The organism is Chroococcidiopsis sp. SAG 2025 (genome assembly GCF_032860985.1).
Lineage (GTDB): Bacteria > Cyanobacteriota > Cyanobacteriia > Cyanobacteriales > Chroococcidiopsidaceae > Chroococcidiopsis.
In genome coordinates this window covers 5,314,204-5,333,005 of sequence record NZ_JAOCNC010000001.1, presented here as the reverse complement: position 1 = coordinate 5,333,005, position 18,802 = coordinate 5,314,204, and the positions used below count along the sequence as shown (strand labels likewise).

16 protein-coding genes and 2 pseudogenes are annotated in these 18,802 nt (G+C 39.1%); 12 read left to right on the top strand and 6 right to left on the bottom strand.

Features of this window, described 5'->3' with window-relative positions; genetic code table 11:
- Positions 1 to 689: 689 nt before the first annotated feature.
- The 12 genes and pseudogenes from N4J56_RS26290 (at position 690) to N4J56_RS26235 (ending at position 13,197) form a co-directional block, all read left to right on the top strand.
- Positions 690 to 1,952, top strand: coding sequence for a glycosyltransferase family 4 protein (locus N4J56_RS26290; protein WP_317109123.1), 1,263 nt, complete (start codon positions 690 to 692; stop codon positions 1,950 to 1,952).
- Positions 1,953 to 1,957: 5 nt separating this feature from the next.
- A complete protein-coding gene (locus N4J56_RS26285) occupies positions 1,958 to 2,722 on the top strand; it encodes an FkbM family methyltransferase (protein ID WP_317109122.1) in 765 nt (254 codons plus the stop codon).
- A 338-nt stretch (positions 2,723 to 3,060) separates the two neighbouring features.
- On the top strand, positions 3,061 to 3,927 hold the full coding sequence (locus tag N4J56_RS26280; protein ID WP_317109121.1) for an ABC transporter permease: 867 nt from the start codon (positions 3,061 to 3,063) through the stop codon (positions 3,925 to 3,927).
- Positions 3,928 to 4,024: 97 nt separating this feature from the next.
- On the top strand, positions 4,025 to 4,624 hold the full coding sequence (locus N4J56_RS26275; RefSeq protein WP_317109120.1) for a class I SAM-dependent methyltransferase: 600 nt from the start codon (positions 4,025 to 4,027) through the stop codon (positions 4,622 to 4,624).
- 88 nt (positions 4,625 to 4,712) lie between these two features.
- Complete coding sequence (locus tag N4J56_RS26270) at positions 4,713 to 6,002, top strand: ABC transporter ATP-binding protein (protein ID WP_317109119.1); 1,290 nt, start codon at positions 4,713 to 4,715, stop codon at positions 6,000 to 6,002.
- 183 nt (positions 6,003 to 6,185) lie between these two features.
- A complete protein-coding gene (locus tag N4J56_RS26265; protein ID WP_317109118.1) occupies positions 6,186 to 6,470 on the top strand; it encodes a hypothetical protein in 285 nt (94 codons plus the stop codon).
- A gap of 705 nt (positions 6,471 to 7,175) precedes the next feature.
- Entirely contained in the window at positions 7,176 to 7,817 is a 642-nt protein-coding gene (locus N4J56_RS26260) for a class I SAM-dependent methyltransferase (protein ID WP_317109117.1), read from the top strand.
- 62 nt (positions 7,818 to 7,879) lie between these two features.
- On the top strand, positions 7,880 to 8,479 hold the full coding sequence (locus N4J56_RS26255; protein WP_317109116.1) for a glycosyltransferase: 600 nt from the start codon (positions 7,880 to 7,882) through the stop codon (positions 8,477 to 8,479).
- Positions 8,475 to 9,026, top strand: coding sequence for a glycosyltransferase (locus N4J56_RS26250; RefSeq protein ID WP_317110713.1), 552 nt, complete (start codon positions 8,475 to 8,477; stop codon positions 9,024 to 9,026). Before N4J56_RS26255 ends, N4J56_RS26250 begins: the two co-directional genes overlap by 5 nt.
- 446 nt (positions 9,027 to 9,472) lie before the next feature.
- Positions 9,473 to 10,129, top strand: coding sequence for a glycosyltransferase family 4 protein (locus N4J56_RS26245; RefSeq protein ID WP_317109115.1), 657 nt, complete (start codon positions 9,473 to 9,475; stop codon positions 10,127 to 10,129).
- Positions 10,130 to 10,601: 472 nt separating this feature from the next.
- Positions 10,602 to 11,684 (top strand): annotated as a pseudogene (locus N4J56_RS26240) (IS630 family transposase).
- Positions 11,685 to 12,870: 1,186 nt separating this feature from the next.
- Entirely contained in the window at positions 12,871 to 13,197 is a 327-nt protein-coding gene (locus N4J56_RS26235) for a hypothetical protein (protein ID WP_317109114.1), read from the top strand.
- Between the two features lie 79 nt (positions 13,198 to 13,276).
- Here the strand turns inward: N4J56_RS26235 and N4J56_RS26230 are convergent, their stop codons facing one another.
- The 6 genes and pseudogenes from N4J56_RS26230 to N4J56_RS41300 form a co-directional block, all read right to left on the bottom strand.
- Entirely contained in the window at positions 13,277 to 13,498 is a 222-nt protein-coding gene (locus N4J56_RS26230; protein ID WP_317109113.1) for a hypothetical protein, read from the bottom strand.
- Positions 13,493 to 14,394: pseudogene (locus tag N4J56_RS41305) on the bottom strand (IS630 family transposase); the annotation flags it as partial. The pseudogene N4J56_RS41305 and the gene N4J56_RS26230, both read right to left, overlap by 6 nt.
- A gap of 295 nt (positions 14,395 to 14,689) precedes the next feature.
- Positions 14,690 to 16,147, bottom strand: coding sequence for a hypothetical protein (locus N4J56_RS26210; RefSeq protein ID WP_317109110.1), 1,458 nt, complete (start codon positions 16,145 to 16,147; stop codon positions 14,690 to 14,692).
- 262 nt (positions 16,148 to 16,409) lie between these two features.
- Positions 16,410 to 17,300: a glycosyltransferase gene (locus tag N4J56_RS26205; protein WP_317109109.1), complete on the bottom strand. Its 891-nt coding sequence runs from the start codon at positions 17,298 to 17,300 to the stop codon at positions 16,410 to 16,412.
- Between the two features lie 135 nt (positions 17,301 to 17,435).
- On the bottom strand, positions 17,436 to 17,843 hold the full coding sequence (locus tag N4J56_RS26200) for a hypothetical protein (RefSeq protein WP_317109108.1): 408 nt from the start codon (positions 17,841 to 17,843) through the stop codon (positions 17,436 to 17,438).
- A 695-nt stretch (positions 17,844 to 18,538) separates the two neighbouring features.
- Positions 18,539 to 18,757, bottom strand: coding sequence for a hypothetical protein (locus N4J56_RS41300; protein ID WP_317107475.1), 219 nt, complete (start codon positions 18,755 to 18,757; stop codon positions 18,539 to 18,541).
- Positions 18,758 to 18,802: the final 45 nt, after the last annotated feature.

Below are 18,802 nucleotides of genomic sequence, written 5' to 3'. Positions count from 1 at the left end.
TTAAATGAAATTACTATGCGTCCACGAAATAGTGCTTTTCATTTGAGTTAAAGATGATAAATGTTGAAATATGATAACCGATCGTAAAAGACAAGTATGACAACGAGTATTTTATTTCAAAGTAAAGTACTCGTTGCCATCAACACTTATCCTTATTCAACTATACTCTTTTATGCTTGAAAACCACTGTGGACAAGATCGAAACATTCCACCTATTTACTGTCCTTATTGTAATCGACGGTTATGGTATATAGGAAAACATAAATTATTTCTGTCTCCTATGAGCAACTCAGGCGATCGACAACAAATTATTGAGAGCAATTCTACCGTGGAAGAATTATTGTGTGGAGAACATGGTAAGTTTTTTGTAGAACTTCAAGAATAAGATAAGTTCTATATTAGATGTCCCAATTAGATGTTCGTAATTCAAATAAAACCGCCATATATTCATAGCGTCGCTCATCCTCCATAAAATATCCGAACTTTTCCATATCAACAAAGTTTGAGCTTAACAGCTATCATGAGCCTAACGTTTCCCCAAACTTTAAATTAAAACTGAAGTCTTTTGAGCGTATGTATATCAAGCATAGTATAGATAAATCTATCCTGATTGGCGATCGCAATTTTTAACCTTTCACTAAAAACTAGATTGATTCACAAGCAACTAAAAAGATTGTAGTAGGTTAATAATGAGAATTGGATTTGTTTCTCGATGGAATTTAGCAGATCCAGAGATTCACCGCCGAGCATTTTCTGGGATTATATGGCATGTTCTAAAAGAATTTGAAGCTCAAGGAGATCGAGTTGAATATATTGGTCCAGTTCAACAGAACTTAATAGCTAAGTCTGTGAATACGGGGATTAAAGTACTTAATCGATTAAAAGTGTTTACTCCACATGCCTATGGGAAATACCATCCTATTATTCTAGAGCAAATGGCGCGGCAGGCAGAGCAGCTAGTTGCCGAGCGAAAAGTAGATGTTTTGCTCGCTCAAGATTCTACTGTGATGGCTCACTTCCCGCCTAGTCTTCCACTTGTCTATTGGCGAGATGCTAATTTTGCTGACATACAAGACGCTTACAAAGTATACTCAAATCTTCATCCCCTCAGCGTTGACTGGGCTCATAAGCACGAGCGTAAGGCGATGAATCGTGCAGACTTAAATATATTCTCCTCTGAATGTTCGTATAAAACTGCGACTTCAACTTACGGTATTCCATCTGCCAAAGTCGCAGTAGTACCGTTTGGTGCGAACCATGATTTTGTAGTGAGTTCAGAAGATACTGAGCGCTATATCACTGGCAGATCGCGTGATTTGTGCCGCTTACTATTTATTGGTATTGAGTGGGAACGCAAAGGTGGTGATACCGCTGTTGAGATTTGTCGTATTCTCAATCAGAGGGGCATTCCTACGACATTGGATATTATCGGTTCAGACTTCGCAGTCGATCCAGCAATCAGTCATAAAGTTCGCATTCACGGGCGGGTAGATAAGTTTACCAGTGAAGGCAGTACAAAGTTGCAGCATCTACTCGAACAATCTCACTTTTTGGTTCATCCAGCGCGTGCAGAGGCTTACGGTTGCGTTCTATGTGAAGCTTGTTCATTTGGTATTCCTTGTGTTACGAGTTCCGTGGGTGGTATTCCCACCATTATTAAAAACGGAAAAAATGGTGTATCTTTTCCAGCAAGCACGCCCGCTTCTACATATGCTGCATACATCGAAGAGACTTTTCGCAATTTCGATCTATATATTCGGCTAGCAAACGCTACACGCTCAGAATACCAAGAGCGTCTAAATTGGCAGGTTGCAGTAGCCAAAGCTAGAGAACTCATAGCTGAGATGCTGGAAAGAAAACAAGATTTGTCTACACCTTCTGAAAAGGTTGAGCTGTGTACTGACAATACACTGATCGTGCCTGGAGCAGGCTACAAAATTACTAGGAATTGAGATCGATGGCAAACTTTTCTACCATAAAACATCTATACCAGTCTAATCGGTTGTATCACCCAGCTCGAACTCTATATTGGCGATTGCTAAAACAAGAGCGTCTAGTAAAATTTCATCAAGAAGTCACTTTCTACTCTCAGCTACTAGAACCTGACAGCCTATGCTTCGATATCGGTGCAAACATTGGTGAGAAGACAGAAGCACTTTTCAAAGCCGGTATGAGAGTAGTAGCATTTGAACCACAACCTAACTGTATGAAAGAACTTGCAGCACGATGCAGTCGCTATCGTAGCAAATTAGCTAAATGTGAATGCGCCGTCGGTGCAGAACCTGGGATTACTGAATTGTACGTTCATACTCACCACGCTCACTCAAGCTTAGACCAGAATTGGACAGTAAGTGAAGTTGTATCTAGTGTTTATGTACCAGTAGTGACTCTCGATCGCGCGATCGCTAAATTTGGAGAACCACAATACTGCAAGATCGATGTTGAGGGATGGGAGTATGAAGTATTAAAGGGATTAACACAACCAATACCCCTAATTTCATTTGAATACCATCTTCAGGAAGATAATATTGATAAAACCCTTGCGTGTATTGACTATTTGTCGCACCTTGGAGAATTATATATTAACATTACGCCAGCAGAAACGTTACTGCTTACATTTCAGGAATGGTTACCTGTCAAAGAATTTCTTAAGTCTTTTCCTAATAGTTTTCGTTCTCGCCAGGAATACAATTATGGAGATATTTTTGTGAAAATTCAATAGCTATAGGTAAAGACACAATTGGATCGATAGAAACTCCGGCTTTAGCATTCGTTATTTTCTCATTTTGTTCGGCGCGAACAGTGTATTTTTTGAACAAAATTTAGCAATTTTTACAACTTAGAGATGAATGTCATTCAAGTCTCTTAGGACTGAACTTTATGGTATCGACATCATTCACTCTCCAGAATAGCATGTAAATAACATCTAAAGCCATTCAATATTGAAAAAGTTTACTTTTGACCAACTCACGAAGAGATTAAAACTTAGAGTGAGAAATTGAAAAGCTCATCTAGAATTATAGCTAATTAATATATAAAACAAGGGGTAAACAACCGCAGATGACTCGATTAGTTAACCAAAAATTGTCTAAGGTAGTTTATAAGCCCGATAGCCAACTGAGAAATCCGGTTCGGCTATGTCAAGAGATGGCGCGAGATCTACTTGCTTCTCGGGAACTAGCATGGCAGTTAATGGTGCGAGACATTAGCGCTCAATATCGCCAGTCCTTACTTGGAATCTGCTGGGCTGTAATTCCACCTATTATCACAGCTTTGGGCTTCACTTTTGCTAACAATACCAATATCGTAAATATTGGAGCAACAGACATGCCTTATCCAGCTTACGTGATGTTTAGCATGACCCTTTGGCAGACATTCGTAGAAGCACTAACTAGCCCTATTCAAGCAGTTACTAGTGCAAAGCAAATGTTGGTTAAAATTAATTTTCCGCGAGAAGCACTGATTCTAGCTAAACTAGGTCAGATCTTTTTTAGTTTTGCTATTAAGTTAATTTTAATTATAGCGTTGTTTTTGTGGTATCAGATCCCAGTAAGTTGGACTGCGATCTTAGCGCCAGTAGCATTAATCCACTTAGTCATACTAGGAACATGTTTCGGTTTGCTACTAGCACCTTTAGGAGTTTTATATAACGACATTCTCAAAGGGATTACTTACGTTACTGGCTTTTGGCTATTTTTAACGCCAGTAGTTTATCCACTTCCTAACGGAGGAGGATTAGCAACACTTGTACAACTGAATCCAGTCACTCCATTACTAGTAACGACGCGCGAGTTAACGACAACAGGTGTGGTATCAAATCCATTTGGATTTTGGCTTGTGAGTCTTCTTGCCATACTAGGACTGCTCTTAGGATGGCTGGTATACCGTCTAGCCATGCCTTTTGTAGTTGAGAGAATAAGTTCTTAAAAGAAATTAAATTGTCGAGGAGCAGAATTTTAAGTACTTAAATCGATTGCTCTACTTCCTACTAAAAACTCATCCTACCAATTAGAAATATTATTTTATGATTAAAGTACTGACACAACGTTCCTTACCTGTTTCAATACTAAATATTTTCGGCAGACGTAACACATTAAAAGCCACTACCTTGTCGAAAGCCTCACAGTCAAGACAAGAATCAAACCAATGGCTGAAGGGTCATGCAGCAAATATTGAGGGTTGTGTTCTTTCTATTGGCAGCGATACTGACGAAGATAATGACGGAGGACGGTATCGAGATTATTTCCAGAAATGCTCATCATATACCACATCAGAAGCCACTTCCGAGTTCAATGTCGATCTGGTACTTGACGTGCGATCGATGCCACAAATTCAGAATGACACATTTGATTGCGTGTTCTGCTCTGGCGTACTTGAACATGTTGATGATTATCTTGCTGGTTTAAAGGAGATAACTCGAATTCTCCGCTCGGGAGGTATTTTGTTACTTGGTTTACCTTTCCGACAAGCAATTCATATGGCTCCAAATGATTACTGGCGCTTCACCGAGCATGGGTTGAGATATATGCTTCGAGATGATTACGAAATTCTCGAACTCAAGGCAATAGATAATTCTGTGCCTAATTTTCCAGCTGCATACTGGATAAAAGCGAAGAAGCGATGAGGTTAGACATTTGGATAGATACTATCAGACTTTTAGATGCGCTTACTTAAGCTTTTTTCTTAGTGGTAGTTAAGAGGATAACTTTTTAATGACAATTAGTATAGCTAGTCAGGAAACATCAGAACAACAACTGGATAATGAGGTAGTCCTTTCAGTTGAAGGAGTCTCCAAAAAATTTTGCCGAGACTTGAAGCGATCGCTGCTTTATGGAGTTCAAGATATTGCTACTGAGTTAGTCGGGATACGACAAAAGAGCGAAAAACTAAGACTTGATGAGTTTTGGGCACTTAAAGATGTTAGCTTTCAGTTACGACGTGGAGAAGCACTAGGCTTAGTAGGACCAAATGGCAGTGGGAAATCCACGCTACTACGAATTATTAGTGGATTAATTAAGCCAGACAGTGGATTTGTGGAAATCAAGGGTCGAATAGCACCACTGATTGCGCTGGGAGCAGGGTTTAACCCAATACTGACAGGGCGGGAGAATATCTATGCCAACATGTCTATTTTAGGTTTGTCTAAGAAAGAAATCGACGAGCGATTTGAGGCTGTTTTAGATTTTGCAGAGATTGGTGCTGCAATTGATGCTCCAGTGCAGACTTATAGTTCGGGAATGGCTGCAAGATTAGGGTTTGCTTGTGCGATTTATACGGAACCTGACATTCTCCTGATTGACGAAGTACTGGCAGTAGGAGATATAAAGTTTAGGGCTAAATGTTACCGTAGACTAGCTAAGCTACGCGAACAGGGAACATCTTTCATTCTAGTATCACACAATTCTCATTCAATATTGTCAATATGCGAGTCAGCAATTTACTTGCTCAAAGGAAAAGTAGTTACAGTTGGCAATACAGATTCAGTTGTAGACAAATACGAGAAGGATTTATTTAGTAATGAAATTAAAGCTCAATCAAAATTACTATTTTTAACTGAAAAGTATGAAAATAAGCAATCAGATCTAAATATTATTTCTCTATGCTTCAAAGATGAACAAGGAAACTTAACGCGATCGCTATTAAGTGGAGAAACTACTTACTTTTGTGTAGAATTTAAGGCTTATAAAGAGATTAAAAACGTTACTCTTAGTTTCTTAATTCAAGAAACCTTTGGAGAAAGCGAACATGTTTTATGTATCAATACACAACAGGACGGTGAGTCATGGAATATATTACCTGGATACTATGAAATTCAATTGAAAATGCCTTACCTTGGTTTAAAACCAAGTTTCTATACCCTTAAACTCAGTATTAGTAAAAATTCATACTATATGCTTGATGCTGTTGAGTCTTTTAAGTTTACTGTTGAAGGTAAGGGTATGAGCCAATGCTTATTTTATCAACCTCGAACTTGGAAACTAGTGAAAAGTCATAATATTTAGTTAACATATACATCAAAAATAACTTATCTATAACTAAAACTTAAAAATCCATAAATAATTATTACTGACTAAAAAGAACAAGATGAAATCAAAAGGTGCTCATTACCAATTTTTGTGTATTCTTAATCTCAAATTTACAACCTTAAGCTATCAGTTATTGTTTCATTAGTTAAAAACTAAAAAATGATTTTGAACCCTACAAATAAAGCTACTTATTTACTCAAGCTAATCGCTAAAGGGCTAATTCCCTATGGAGCTTATAGTTTGCTAAAAAGTTATAAATCTCCAAAATACAACGATCTTCTTAATAGCTATCATAAAAGTCAAAAAATTCCATTTAGTCCTGGTTATCAAGAAGCTAAGCTCGAATTCATTCAATCAACCCTCTCCTCGAAAGAACTCTTTAGTTTTTTTGTACATCAAACTCTTTTACCTAAAGGATTTGGAGTTTTTTTGATGAAAGAGTAGTAGAGTATCCTTGGATTTTTGCCAACCTTAACTATAATCAAGATTCTAAACTTTTGGATGTTGGTCCTGCTCTCAATTATAAATTTTGTCTAGATCGGTTATTAAGCTCTAACCCAAATCAAGAAATTACAATGTTATCCTTGACTCCTGATGCAAGGTGTTTTTATCATAATAAAGTATCTTACGTATTAGGTGACGTTCGATCGCCTTTTATCAACAATTATTTTGAACAGATAACCTGCATATCAACTATTGAGCATGTAGGTATGAACAATCAGAGGTATGGGGCTACAGTCGAGCATAATCCAGAAGATTATATAGTAGCTCTTTTAGAAATGAAAAGAGTGTTAAAAAAAATCAGGTGCATTACTTATTACAGTACCTTTTGGTACTTACGAGGATTTTGGTTGGTTTCAGCAGTTTGATGAAACAATGGTTAATAGAATAGTTGAAGCTTTTATACCTACGGATACACAGTATTACTTACTATAAATATACAGATAAAGGATGGAATCTATGTAGTTCGGATTTATGTTCATCTATAAGATATAATACACACCGCTCTAACGAGCCTTTATTTTATACATCTAATCCTGTGTGTGCAGGTGCAGTTGCTTGCATCAAATTAATAAAATAAAATAATAACTGAAATAGCACATTTTCATAGTACGAACAAAGTTTTAAACAAATGATTGGAAGGAATACATGTTAACGCTCAAAAACTCTATTTCGTATGCTGCTAGAGGAGTAAATACTGAAAGATTAAATGCTATTTTAGAAAATGCTGGGCAATCTGTGCTCGATGTAGGCTGTGGTAATGGAACCTACGTACTAAAACTTGCAGAGCGATACAATATTTTAGGTGTTGATATTCAGCATTTTGAAACCTGGAATGCAATGCCTCATCTTTTTTCCGTTTCAGATGCTTCTGAACTTAAATTTAAAGATAGTAGCTTTGATACAATTCTTTCTTTTGAAACGTTAGAGCATCTACCAGAACCAAAAAAGGCTCTTAGAGAGTACTATAGGATTTGCCGTAAAAATCTGATTCTTACAGTTCCAAATTGCGATATCACTTCTGGAATGCGTCAAAGCCTCATGACTTATTATCATTGGGTTGATAGAACTCATGTCAACTTTTTTGATATGGATACTATTACTGAAGCAGTTAAAGAAGCAGGCTTTAAAGTTGTAAAACATTACTATATTAATCAGCTTTCCTTGCTACCTTTATTGACCGAAGCGTTCAACTTATCTGGATTATTAGGCAAGCTCGTGCAAAAAATTTTACTAAAAAGACAACAACGAAAATATTATATTACTTGTCTTGTGGTTGCTGAGAAATAAAAACACACTATTTTTAGTTTTTTGTATTACAAAGTACAAACTTCAGTTATTAAGGTTTTAGAATGAGCGATAAAAGTAAGATAAGATTGCTAATCCTTTTTCCTTCGAGGCTTCGAGGGGGAGCTGAAGAATACTCTCTTACTATTGCGTCGGCAGCTGTAAGGCAAGGATGGGACGTACATGCAGCATTTCCAAAAACTGAAAGAACAGCATCTTTAATTACTGACTTCTCAAAAAGTGGCGTACAATATCATGAGGCAGTCATTGATGATGTAGAAGCGCAGACACAAAAAATAACATGGCAGTTTTTATGGTTGCTTAAAACTCTTATTTTATTACTCAAAGTTAAACCAAATTTTGTTTTAATTAACCTTCCATTAGCCAATCTATGCTTGGGAGCTATACTTGCCTGCGCGCTTTTAAAAAAGCCTACAGCTGTACGTTTTGCTCTGATTTTCCCCAACCAGGCATTTACCAGTAAAAGATTGAAACTCTACGCATGGGCTCGTGCTAGAAATCAGCAATGGATTGCGATCACAGAATGCGATCGCCAGACTATATGTCAATCATTTAATGTTTCTGAAACAGAAATAATTCAAATCTACAATGGCGCTAAAACTAGTTTTTCAAGTCATCGTAACGACTTAGAAAAAAAGTATTGAAATTCGTCGCCAAGTACGTCAAGAGCTAGGAATAGCTGAAACAAGTCAAATTTTACTAACAGTTGCTGACTTAAATCCTCGCAAGGGTCATGGCGATCTTATACCGATAGCGCCATACCTAATCAAAGAGTTTCCAAATATTAGGTTCGTGTGGGCTGGAGGAGGTCAATCAAAGAATCTAATCAGTAGATTGCAAGAATATGGAATTGAAGATAAGGTATTGCTGCTAGGTTACAGATCTGATGTGCCAAGGCTTCTGCAAGCAGCAGATCTTTTTATATTTCCGACACATTCTGAAGGCTTTCCCTGGGCTTTATTAGAAGCAATGATCTATAACTTGCCGATCGTATCTTCAAATGCAAGCGGTATTCCAGAAATTGTGAAAAATAACGTTCATGGTTTATTATGCCATCCAGGTGATAGTTATGGTTTCCTAGAAAACATTCTTTGGGCTCTCAGGCATCCCAAACAGATGCAACTGATGGCACAGAATGCTCGATCCTTGCCCCAAGAGTTTTCTGAAGAAAAGATGGTGAAAAAACTTTAGCTGCCTTGTCCAGATTAAGTCATACATAGTTATGCAACATGAATAAATTTGATGCAGAAATTATACGTAGAACCCTTAAAAGAATAGCTTACAAATTCATATTTTTAACTTTTAAAATATTTAAAATACAAACTTATAAATACTCCTATTGCGTTTGCTATACTGATTTTTTGATCGACAAGTATTTTATTAAATCTTCAAGTGAATGTTACGATCTCGTTTTCGTGATTTTTGCAGAGAGTAAAGGTTGGATACTTGAAGCAATATGTAAAGAGATTGCTACTTACTTTAAAGGAAAATACTGCTTTCACTACTCACCCTCTTCCCTACCTTTGTCGAAAGGATACTTTTTCGCTCACTACTCATTCTATGTAGCATGTTTAAAACTAAATCCATGTCTTTGGGGTAGTAAATCGTTTATTTTTTACACTCACCCCAAAGGCATCATGAATAATGAAGAATTTGTTTATGCGATGAACTGTTCCACAAAAGTCATCTCTATGTGTTCGCAATTCGCTAAACAAATGCTTAAGGATGGTGTAAAACCTGAGAAAGTCAGCTTCACGATCGGCGGCGGTGCTGACCCAAAACTTTTTCAACCGCATCAGCGCATGAATGGAGCTATTGGCTTCTGCACTGCATATTATGCTCGTAAAGACCCCGATCGCATCTTCAACATTATTAAAATGTTGCCTCACCGAAAGTTTATTCTTCTGGGTAGAGATTGGGATCGGTATGAAAAGTTTACAGAGCTGACTGCCATGCCTAACTTTTCTTATATTGAAGCGTCTTATGCCGAATACCCTAGCTACTACGCCCAAATGGATGTCTTCGTCTCCGCTGCAATACTAGAAGGTGGTCCTATTCCTCTGATTGAAGCCATGATGTGTAATGTTGTTCCTGTGGCGAGCAAAACTGGATTTGCTCTCGACATTATTAACCACGGCAATAATGGCTTTCTTTTTGATGTTGATGCATCTGCTGAATCAGTGTGCAAGTTAATCGAACAAGCCTATCAGATCGAAACAGATATTAGAAAAACTGTCGAACACTTGACATGGAATAACTTTTCACTTGCAGTTCAGCAACTACTAGAAAAGTAGTATTAATTCTCCGATCGCTTTTATAAATACTCGCAAAAGATTGAAGCTATATACAGCGGCAGATGTCTCAAAAGCTCGGAAGCTACTACTTTATCAACCCCAGGTTTCGTTGAAAGACAGCTTGGCACGAGAATGGGACTGGATTCAATCTTTAGCAAAAAGAGAAGAATGTGATCGGGAGAGTAAAGCTTTTATCCTTCAGTTGTAAGATTCACGCATCACTCTCGCTACTTTGCAAATTCACGGATAAATTTGTCAGAAATACTCATAGATGATTACGAGACTGCCAAGCAGCTAGAATTGTTGTTTCACGTCTCTTTTCCAGCTTGGAGCAGCTCAGCTCAAATTAAAAATTAAGTTTAACAGAATTCCTAAAACACAGTTTTAGAATTCTACCTGGTATAAATAAGTAGTAGGGCATAATTAAACGTAAGATAGAGAAAAGCCAAAAACTTGCTGATTTTGACCACTCATGCCTGCTCCTTTACGTATCGTTTTGACAGAGTCAGAAGACCGGACGTTGAGTGAACTTCGGGTTGCCAAAACCGTTGCTCAACGTACCCGAGATCGAGCACAAATGCTTCGACTCAATGCTCAGGATGGGTAGTGCCAGCGATTGCCGAAATTTTTGAGTGCCAAGAGCAGACAGTGCGCGAAACCATCCGCCGTTGGCAGCAGCAAAGGGTTAGGTGGATTATGGGATGCTAGTGGACGAGGAGCTAAAGCCAAATGGCAAGAAGCAGACATGGCCTACCTAGAACAATGCCTAGAGCAAGAAGCCAGAACCTATAATAGTCAACAGCTAGCCCAGAAGCTAGAGCAAGAACGACAGGTAAACCTAAGTGCTGACCGGATTCGCCGCATTCTAAAAAAGGGCTTTAGTTGGAAGCGGACTCGACACTCGCAACGGGGCAGACAAGATCCTGAGTACAAAGCACTCAAGCAAGCCGACTTAGACACACTCCAACTAGCTGCCTGTGAAGGGTACATTGACCTGAAGTATCTTGACGAATCGGGATGTTGTCTGGAAAGTCCAGTCAGTTATAGTTACTCTCGCATTGGAGAGCAGAAACACCGAAGAGCAGGTCAAATCCTATGGAGACCGCATTAGTATTCTAGGGATATGGCAACCAGAGCAGTCGTTTGACTATGCTCTGGGTACAAGGCAGTTTCCACAAGGAACGCTATGTTAAAGTGATGAACGCTCCTTGCCCAAAAGAGTGAGCAGACATTGCTACAAACCGGACGGCTCACAGTCGTGGTGCAAGATAATGGTTCGGCTCATACCAGTCATCTTGCCCGTGAGCACTGGCAGCAGTGGCAGTCGAAAGGGCTATATCTCTTTTTTCTCCCCCAATACAGTTCACATATGAATCTGATTGAAGCGCAGTGGCATCAACTCAAAACCCATGAAATAGCCGGAAGGATTTTTGATAACGAGTATGATTTAGCGAATGCCATGATTGAGGGCATGGAGAATCGAAGTCAACAAGGGGATGGACACTGGAACGTTTTATGTTTAAATCTGCCTAGCTACTTAATACATATCTTGTAATGCTGAAAGTGAAAATAGAATTATCAAATCGGTCATTTTTAGAAACCCTATAAGAGTTCTTTATGTATGTTCTCCTAAAAGCTAACAAGCAACTTAATCGTTCTATCCTTGGCTTGAGAAAACAGATATCTTGGTTAAACTTTGCATCTCAAGAAGATACAGCTTGGATAAATGTATTAGTTATCTTTTTTAGTACTTGGTTTGATTGGCATTCTCAATCACGAAATGTGGCGCGATGAGCTACAGGCATGGATGATAGCTAGAGACAGCTCATCTCTAATTGATTTATATAGAAACTTAAGATACGAGGGGCATCCTAGTTTATGGTATATCTTTTATATGCAATTACTAGATTTACTGATAATCCGCTAGCAATGCAACTTTTGCATTTACTAATTGCCGGCGGAACAATTTATGTGTTTGCTAAATTTTCTCCTTTTACTAAGTTGCAAAAAATTTTTATTTACTTTTTCGGGTATTTCCCCTTTATGAGTATCATTTAATTAGCAGAAATTATAGTTTGGGTATTTTATTAATTTTTTCTTTTTTGTCACTTTTTCACGCAACAACAACGAAACTATCTAATTCTATCAGTTATTCTAGCTTTTCTAGCAAATACTAATGTATATAGCTTAATCATTGCTATTTCTTTAGCAATAACCATCGTCTTTGAAAAATTTTTTACTAAAAGCTCTGCTACTAAGAGATTAAATTTTACTAACATAGCTATACTGGCTTGTGGTATAGCTATAGCAATTGTTCAAATTATTCCACCTAGTGATGCCAAGTTTCAGGGAATTGCCAAACAAGACTTAACGCCAATCAATCACATTAATTATCTTCTATTTACTATTCTGCCATCTGTGTGGAAAAGTTATATCCCTATACCAAATTTTCTTAGTTATAACTTTTGGAATACTAATGCTTTTATAAATGATAATAGCCCTAAATTTATACTACTATGTATTTGCTTATTATCTTTATTACTATTACTATCTGCCATAGCTCTATTTGATCGGAAACCAGTTGTGTTATTTGCATACGCATTCGGAACGTGTACTCTGATCTGGTTTGCTTATGAAAAGTTTTTCGGTTCTTTAAGGCATCACGGACATTTATTTATTCTGTTTATTGCTTGCATATGGATTTCCAATTTCTATCCTGAATCAAAGCACTCTGTAATTTCTTGCATCAAAGGCGTGACCAATTTTTAAGCGATCGCAAAAATCAATACATAAATTTTTTATTATGCATTCATCTTTTATCGGGAATCCATGCTTATAGCACGGATTTAATTTATCCCTTTTCTGCTAGCAAAGAAGTGGCAAAATTTATTACCGATAGTCAATTACAAAATAACTTAATTATTGGTAGCCAGGACAATGAAGTTTCTCCCATTGCTGCTTTATTAAAGCAACCAATTTATTACTTTGAGAGCAGTAAATATGGTAGCTTCATTAACTGGAACCAAAGAAAAATCTTAACTTTCAAGCAGTGGCTTCTACTAAAATAAATAAACTGATACAACAAAATAGCAAAAACCTTTACTGATACTGAGTCATAAGCTCGATCGGGAAATACCAGGGCTTCATCTAACTGAGATATACAACTCTAGCCAGAGTATTGCTCCTGGTGAAACTTACTAAGTAGCTAGGCAGATTTAAACATAAAACGTTCCAGTGTCCATCCCCTTGTTGACTTCGATTCTCCATGCCCTCAATCATGGCATTCGCTAAATCATACTCGTTATCAAAAATCCTTCCGGCTATTTCATGGGTTTTGAGTTGATGCCACTGCGCTTCAATCAGATTCATATGTGAACTGTATTGGGGAGAAAAAAAGATATAGCCCTTTCGACTGCCACTGCTGCCAGTGCTCACGGGCAAGATGACTGGTATGAGCCGAACCATTATCTTGCACCACGACTGTGAGCCGTCCGGTTTGTAGCAATGTCTCTGCTCACTTTTTGGGCAAGGAGCGTTCATCACTTTAACATAGCGTTCCTTGTGGAAACTGCCTTGTACCAGAGCATAGTCAAACGACTGCTCTGGTTGCCATATCCCTAGAATACTAATGCGGTCTCCATAGGATTTGACCTGCTCTTCGGTGTTTCTGCTCTCCAATGCGAGAGTAACTATAACTGACTGGACTTTCCAGACAACATCCCGATTCGTCAAGATACTTCAGGTCAATGTACCCTTCACAGGCAGCTAGTTGGAGTGTGTCTAAGTCGGCTTGCTTGAGTGCTTTGTACTCAGGATCTTGTCTGCCCTGTTGCGAGTGTCGAGTCCGCTTCCAACTAAAGCCCTTTTTTTTTAGAATGCGGCGAATCCGGTCAGCACTTAGGTTTACCTGTCGTTCTTGCTCTAGCTTCTGGGCTAGCTGTTGACTATTATAGGTTCTGGCTTCTTGCTCTAGGCATTGTTCTAGGTAGGCCATGTCTGCTTCTTGCCATTTGGCTTTAGCTCCTCGTCCACTAATCCCATAATCCACCTAACCCTTGCTGCCAACGGCGGATGGTTTCGCGCACTGTCTGCTCTTGGCACTCAAAAATTTCGGCAATCGCTGGCACTACCCATCCTTGAGCATTGAGTCGAAGCATTTGTGCTCGATCTCGGGTACGTTGAGCAACGGTTTTGGCAACAACCCGAAGTTCACTCAACGTCCGGTCTTCTGACTCTGTCAAAACGATACGTAAAGGAGCAGGCATGAGTGGTCAAAATCAGCAAGTTTTTGGCTTTTCTATCTTACGTTTAATTATGCCCTACTACTTAATTCTTGCTTTTTATCGTCGGATAAAAAGCAAGAACCGCTAGATGTAGAAATGGTTTCTAAGCACCAGTCTCTAAAACTCTCAAATTTTATGACTTCTAGAAATAGAATTCAATAGATTGCAAGGTTATTGTTTGCGATCGGCGTGTAGATCGAGCAATATTTTACTTGAGTCTTCTTCAACTTACTTGGAGAAATCTATAGGAAGTTTTAGTATATCGTTAAATGACTGTTTAAGGTGTTACAACGCTTACATCATCCCATTTTACATAGTCTCCTGAATTTCCCGTTCCCGAAGTACCTAGTTCGACAACCGCCCAGTATCTTGAAATCGGCACGGTGATTTCTAAATACTGCCAAACGTTTTTCTGGCTTGCAGTTTTTGATATCTCAGCATCACCATCAAGATAGTCATAACCTAAAGCTTTGAGCGTTGCTGTTGCTCCGCCGTTAACATACACCCATGCACCGATTTTTATATTTCGATTTTTTGGCACATCGCCAAGAACTCGGCGGATAAAAATCTGCTTACCTGGGAATGCTCTACCACTATCAAGTCTGGCATAGCAATTGCCCCCGCGCGCTCCATTAGGATCGCCGCAGATAAAAGCAACATTTGGTGAAGCTCCCAGCCGAATATCATCGTTATCGAAATGTACCCATTCGTTGTCTGCGTTGTTAGCTAATTCAAAACCTGGGTTAGAAAACATCTTGTTCAACCGCAGATCTTTAATTTGATAGTACGTTGCTGTTGGGTTAAAGTTCGGTGAAATTGCCCATTCGCCATTATTATCCAGATCGAAAAACAATGCATGGTTGTAGCCGTATCTTTTAAGCTGCTGCCCGAAGATGACAAACCATCTTTTGCGAGAGTTTTCTCTTTCAGTACTAGAACCTTGATACCAACTGGAAATTGTACCGGATTCGCTTACTACAACTGGCTTTCTAATATTACGAGCTGCTAGCAATCGCCAAGGATTGCCAAATTCACCTTCTCGAATCTGCCCCCCATAAGCATGAATGCCAATAAAATCGCTGACCTTATCGATTCCTAAATCGATCATCTCTTTTAAGATGTAGCTTCCCGGACTTGTAGGAGGGGGAGATTCAATTTTGATATTAGGGTCAATTGATTTTGCTGTTTCGTAGGCAATGCGAGTCATGTCTACGCATTGTTGTGCCGTCATCGTACCATTGCCAAAGTCTAGGTCAGGTTCATTGTCGATGATGTAGTAGAAAATCTTGCCTTTATAACGTTCCATTACGTTACGTGCAAAGTAGCGAAAATTTGCCTTCCATTGCTCGTAGTTACTATCTCGGTAGACGTGATAGCGAGGAGCGATTGGTGCGTGGATTCTCAGTCCAGCTTGGATATATTTGTTAACGACAATATCTCTAGCCGACCAAATGAAGCCAGCACCCTCTCGATTGCCATAAACTCCATCCATACCCATACGGACTAATTGTATACCTAAGTCCTTGGTTTGCTGAATCGAGCGGTCGGTAAATGTGGGATCGGTGTTGTAGCCAGTACCGTTGTTGATCCCTAAATAACTAGTTTGCGATCGCGCTGGTAGAGTGTAGAACAGAGTAGAAGTAACGAGTAAAGAAGTAAATATTCTGGAGAATTTATGCGCTTGCAATGGTGAGTGCTTTTGAGCTAGATGTTGTAGCTTTTGAGAGAATTTCATTTTATACCTCTAAATGGAATCAATTCAGGCTTAATTGGCTCGCTCGCCTGATTTGTTATTCGATGCAGTGAAAGCGAGTGCTAGTTGTCAAGCAACACAGATTGCTTGCTTAGGTGTTAGCTTAAGCAAGCAGGTTTTGGTCGCTAAGAATGGGAAGAATTGCTCGCTCTAAATAGATTTTTCAGTAGTTGGAAGAACCTATTTCATGACAGTGATGTCATAGAATAATGTCATGAAGCGCAGAGCTAAAAAGACGAATAGCTCATCTTGAATAACTTGTTGTTTCCCAAAAAAAGCCTGATACATTGGCGATTTGAGATAACATAAATAGAGTTGCGATCGCTAGTGCTGGCTGACTTGCTCCCTGCGAGAAAGGATACTTTAACAAGTTGAAATAGAACGAGAAAGGCTCTACTTTGATGCGTTCCATGTTGCGGCGAGCGCGTACTTGGTGAAAACAAAAAGCACCGCGCCCATAGTTGTAGTGTTGTCGCCAGAATGCGTATAACGTGAGTTTATGAGCGTGATAAACTTGGGCTTCTGGTGCATAAATCATTTGGTAACCGTGCTGTAACCAGCGATCGCAAAACTCTCTATCTTCTCCCGCAGCTAGGGGAAAAGTGGTGTCAAAGCCGCCCAGGGCGTGGAAACGTTCTGCGGGTAAAGCTAAGTTGTTAGAGGCAAAGAAGTTTGACCGATCGCGATCGGCATTGTAGTACTCATAGAGGAAATCAATTAGTACTTGGCTAGCTGTTGAGTAGAGATTATCGGGCAGGGCGTTGAGCGTCCGACCACCGACGAGACAATGTGGTGCTGCTTTGAAACGAACCTCTAGGGTTTTCAACCATTCAGGAGCAGGCATACAATCGTCATCAGTGAACACTAGAAACTGACCCCTGGCGCGAGTCGCACCAGTGTTGCGTGCGTTTGCCGGACCAGAATTTTGTTGCGCGATCGCAGTGAGATTGAGTTGTTCGCCAAAGGATGCAACAACTGGCTCGATTGGCATCTCGCTACCATCATCTACCACTATGACTTCAAAGCGATCGAGGGGATAGTTTAGCTGAGCGATCGATTGAAGACAATTTGCTAGTCGTTCTGGGCGATTGTACGTAGGGATAATAATTGAGAAGAAAGGTTGCTCATGTGTCATATACTTCCAATAATCTATTTCATGCAGTTTTCTCCAGAATTGCGAAGCAATTCCAGACAAGTAAATTGCTTGTAATAGATGGTGTTAGAGGACTTTATTAGTTACGTTAAAGCGTTGTAATGATAATTAAAGTTCCTAGAAGGCAAAACGGAAATTTTTCAAAAAACTTAAAATATTTTTTATTAATTGGAAGTTTAATAGATATAAAGGATGACCAATCCAATTACCGCATTCTTTAATTTCTTTATAATCTGGCATAATATGCCTCCATTTTTCGGAATAACGAGAACCAACAAACAAGAGATAAATCGCAGCGTTTTCATGTCGACTTTGTGCTTCGTATATAACTTCAAAATCATTTTCTTTAAATAAATATCTGAGACAAATCGGCGTGAAACGCCAGAAGTCACAATACATATCTTTTCCGTGCTGTTTCTGACAAAAGGGAACTACAACGATAACGATATCTTTCGATACAAGACAAAGATTTTGAAAAGCTTTTCTTACATCGAAGACATGTTCCAATGTGGTGTGATTAAACACGACATCAAATCTTTGTTGTAGTTCGGAGGAAGTTCTTGTGTTAGGTCGAGGAAATATTCATTTTCCTTGCCTTGCCTTGCCACCCTCTCCCCAGAATAATTAGTGAAGTAATAGCGATCTTTTTGAGTGAAATAATCTTGGTAGTAACCTCCTTCTTTATCTCGGTCATCCCATGCAGAAATATTAACTACATCCCCTTTAAAAAGGGGGCTAACTTCCTAAGCTCTCGATTCGACCAAACTCGTGCTATTCTAAATTTTCTATCCATTATGAGTAACAGATTTAATTAATATCTTAAGTACGTTATGTAGAGTTAGTAGAGCAAACCAACAGCAATTGTTAAGCTTATAGCTAAAAACGGTGCTAATAAGAAGAATACATAAGTAGCTAGGCAGATTTAAACATAAAACGTTCCAGTGTCCATCCCCTTGTTGACTTCGATTCTCCATGCCCTCAATCATGGCATTCTAAAAATCATACTCGTTATCAAAAATCCTTCCGGCTATTTCATGGGTTTTGAGTTGATGCCACTGCGCTTCAATCAGATTCATATGTGAACTGTATTGGGGAGAAAAAAGAGATATAGCCCTTTCGACTGCCACTGCTGCCAGTGCTCACGGGCAAGATGACTGGTATGAGCCGAACCATTATCTTGCACCACGACTGTGAGCCGTCCGGTTTGTAGCAATGTCTGCTCACTCTTTTGGGCAAGGAGCGTTCATCACTTTAACATAGCGTTCCTTGTGGAAACTGCCTTGTACCAGAGCATAGTCAAACGACTGCTCTGGTTGCCATATCCCTAGAATACTAATGCGGTCTCCATAGGATTTGACCTGCTCTTCGGTGTTTCTGCTCTCCAATGCGAGAGTAACTATAACTGACTGGACTTTCCAGACAACATCCCGATTCGTCAAGATACTTCAGGTCAATGTACCCTTCACAGGCAGCTAGTTGGAGTG

Coding starts and splice junctions, on each gene's coding strand:
- N4J56_RS26290 (WP_317109123.1), top strand. CDS start 690: ATGAGAATTGGATTTGTTTCTCGATGGAATTTAGCAGATCCAGAGATT.
- N4J56_RS26285 (WP_317109122.1), top strand. CDS start 1,958: ATGGCAAACTTTTCTACCATAAAACATCTATACCAGTCTAATCGGTTG.
- N4J56_RS26260 (WP_317109117.1), top strand. CDS start 7,176: ATGTTAACGCTCAAAAACTCTATTTCGTATGCTGCTAGAGGAGTAAAT.
- N4J56_RS26275 (WP_317109120.1), top strand. CDS start 4,025: ATGATTAAAGTACTGACACAACGTTCCTTACCTGTTTCAATACTAAAT.
- N4J56_RS26205 (WP_317109109.1), bottom strand. CDS start 17,300: ATGACACATGAGCAACCTTTCTTCTCAATTATTATCCCTACGTACAAT.
- N4J56_RS26265 (WP_317109118.1), top strand. CDS start 6,186: ATGATTTTGAACCCTACAAATAAAGCTACTTATTTACTCAAGCTAATC.
- N4J56_RS26245 (WP_317109115.1), top strand. CDS start 9,473: ATGAATAATGAAGAATTTGTTTATGCGATGAACTGTTCCACAAAAGTC.
- N4J56_RS26280 (WP_317109121.1), top strand. CDS start 3,061: ATGACTCGATTAGTTAACCAAAAATTGTCTAAGGTAGTTTATAAGCCC.
- N4J56_RS26210 (WP_317109110.1), bottom strand. CDS start 16,147: ATGAAATTCTCTCAAAAGCTACAACATCTAGCTCAAAAGCACTCACCA.
- N4J56_RS26230 (WP_317109113.1), bottom strand. CDS start 13,498: ATGAATCTGATTGAAGCGCAGTGGCATCAACTCAAAACCCATGAAATA.
- N4J56_RS26255 (WP_317109116.1), top strand. CDS start 7,880: ATGAGCGATAAAAGTAAGATAAGATTGCTAATCCTTTTTCCTTCGAGG.
- N4J56_RS26270 (WP_317109119.1), top strand. CDS start 4,713: ATGACAATTAGTATAGCTAGTCAGGAAACATCAGAACAACAACTGGAT.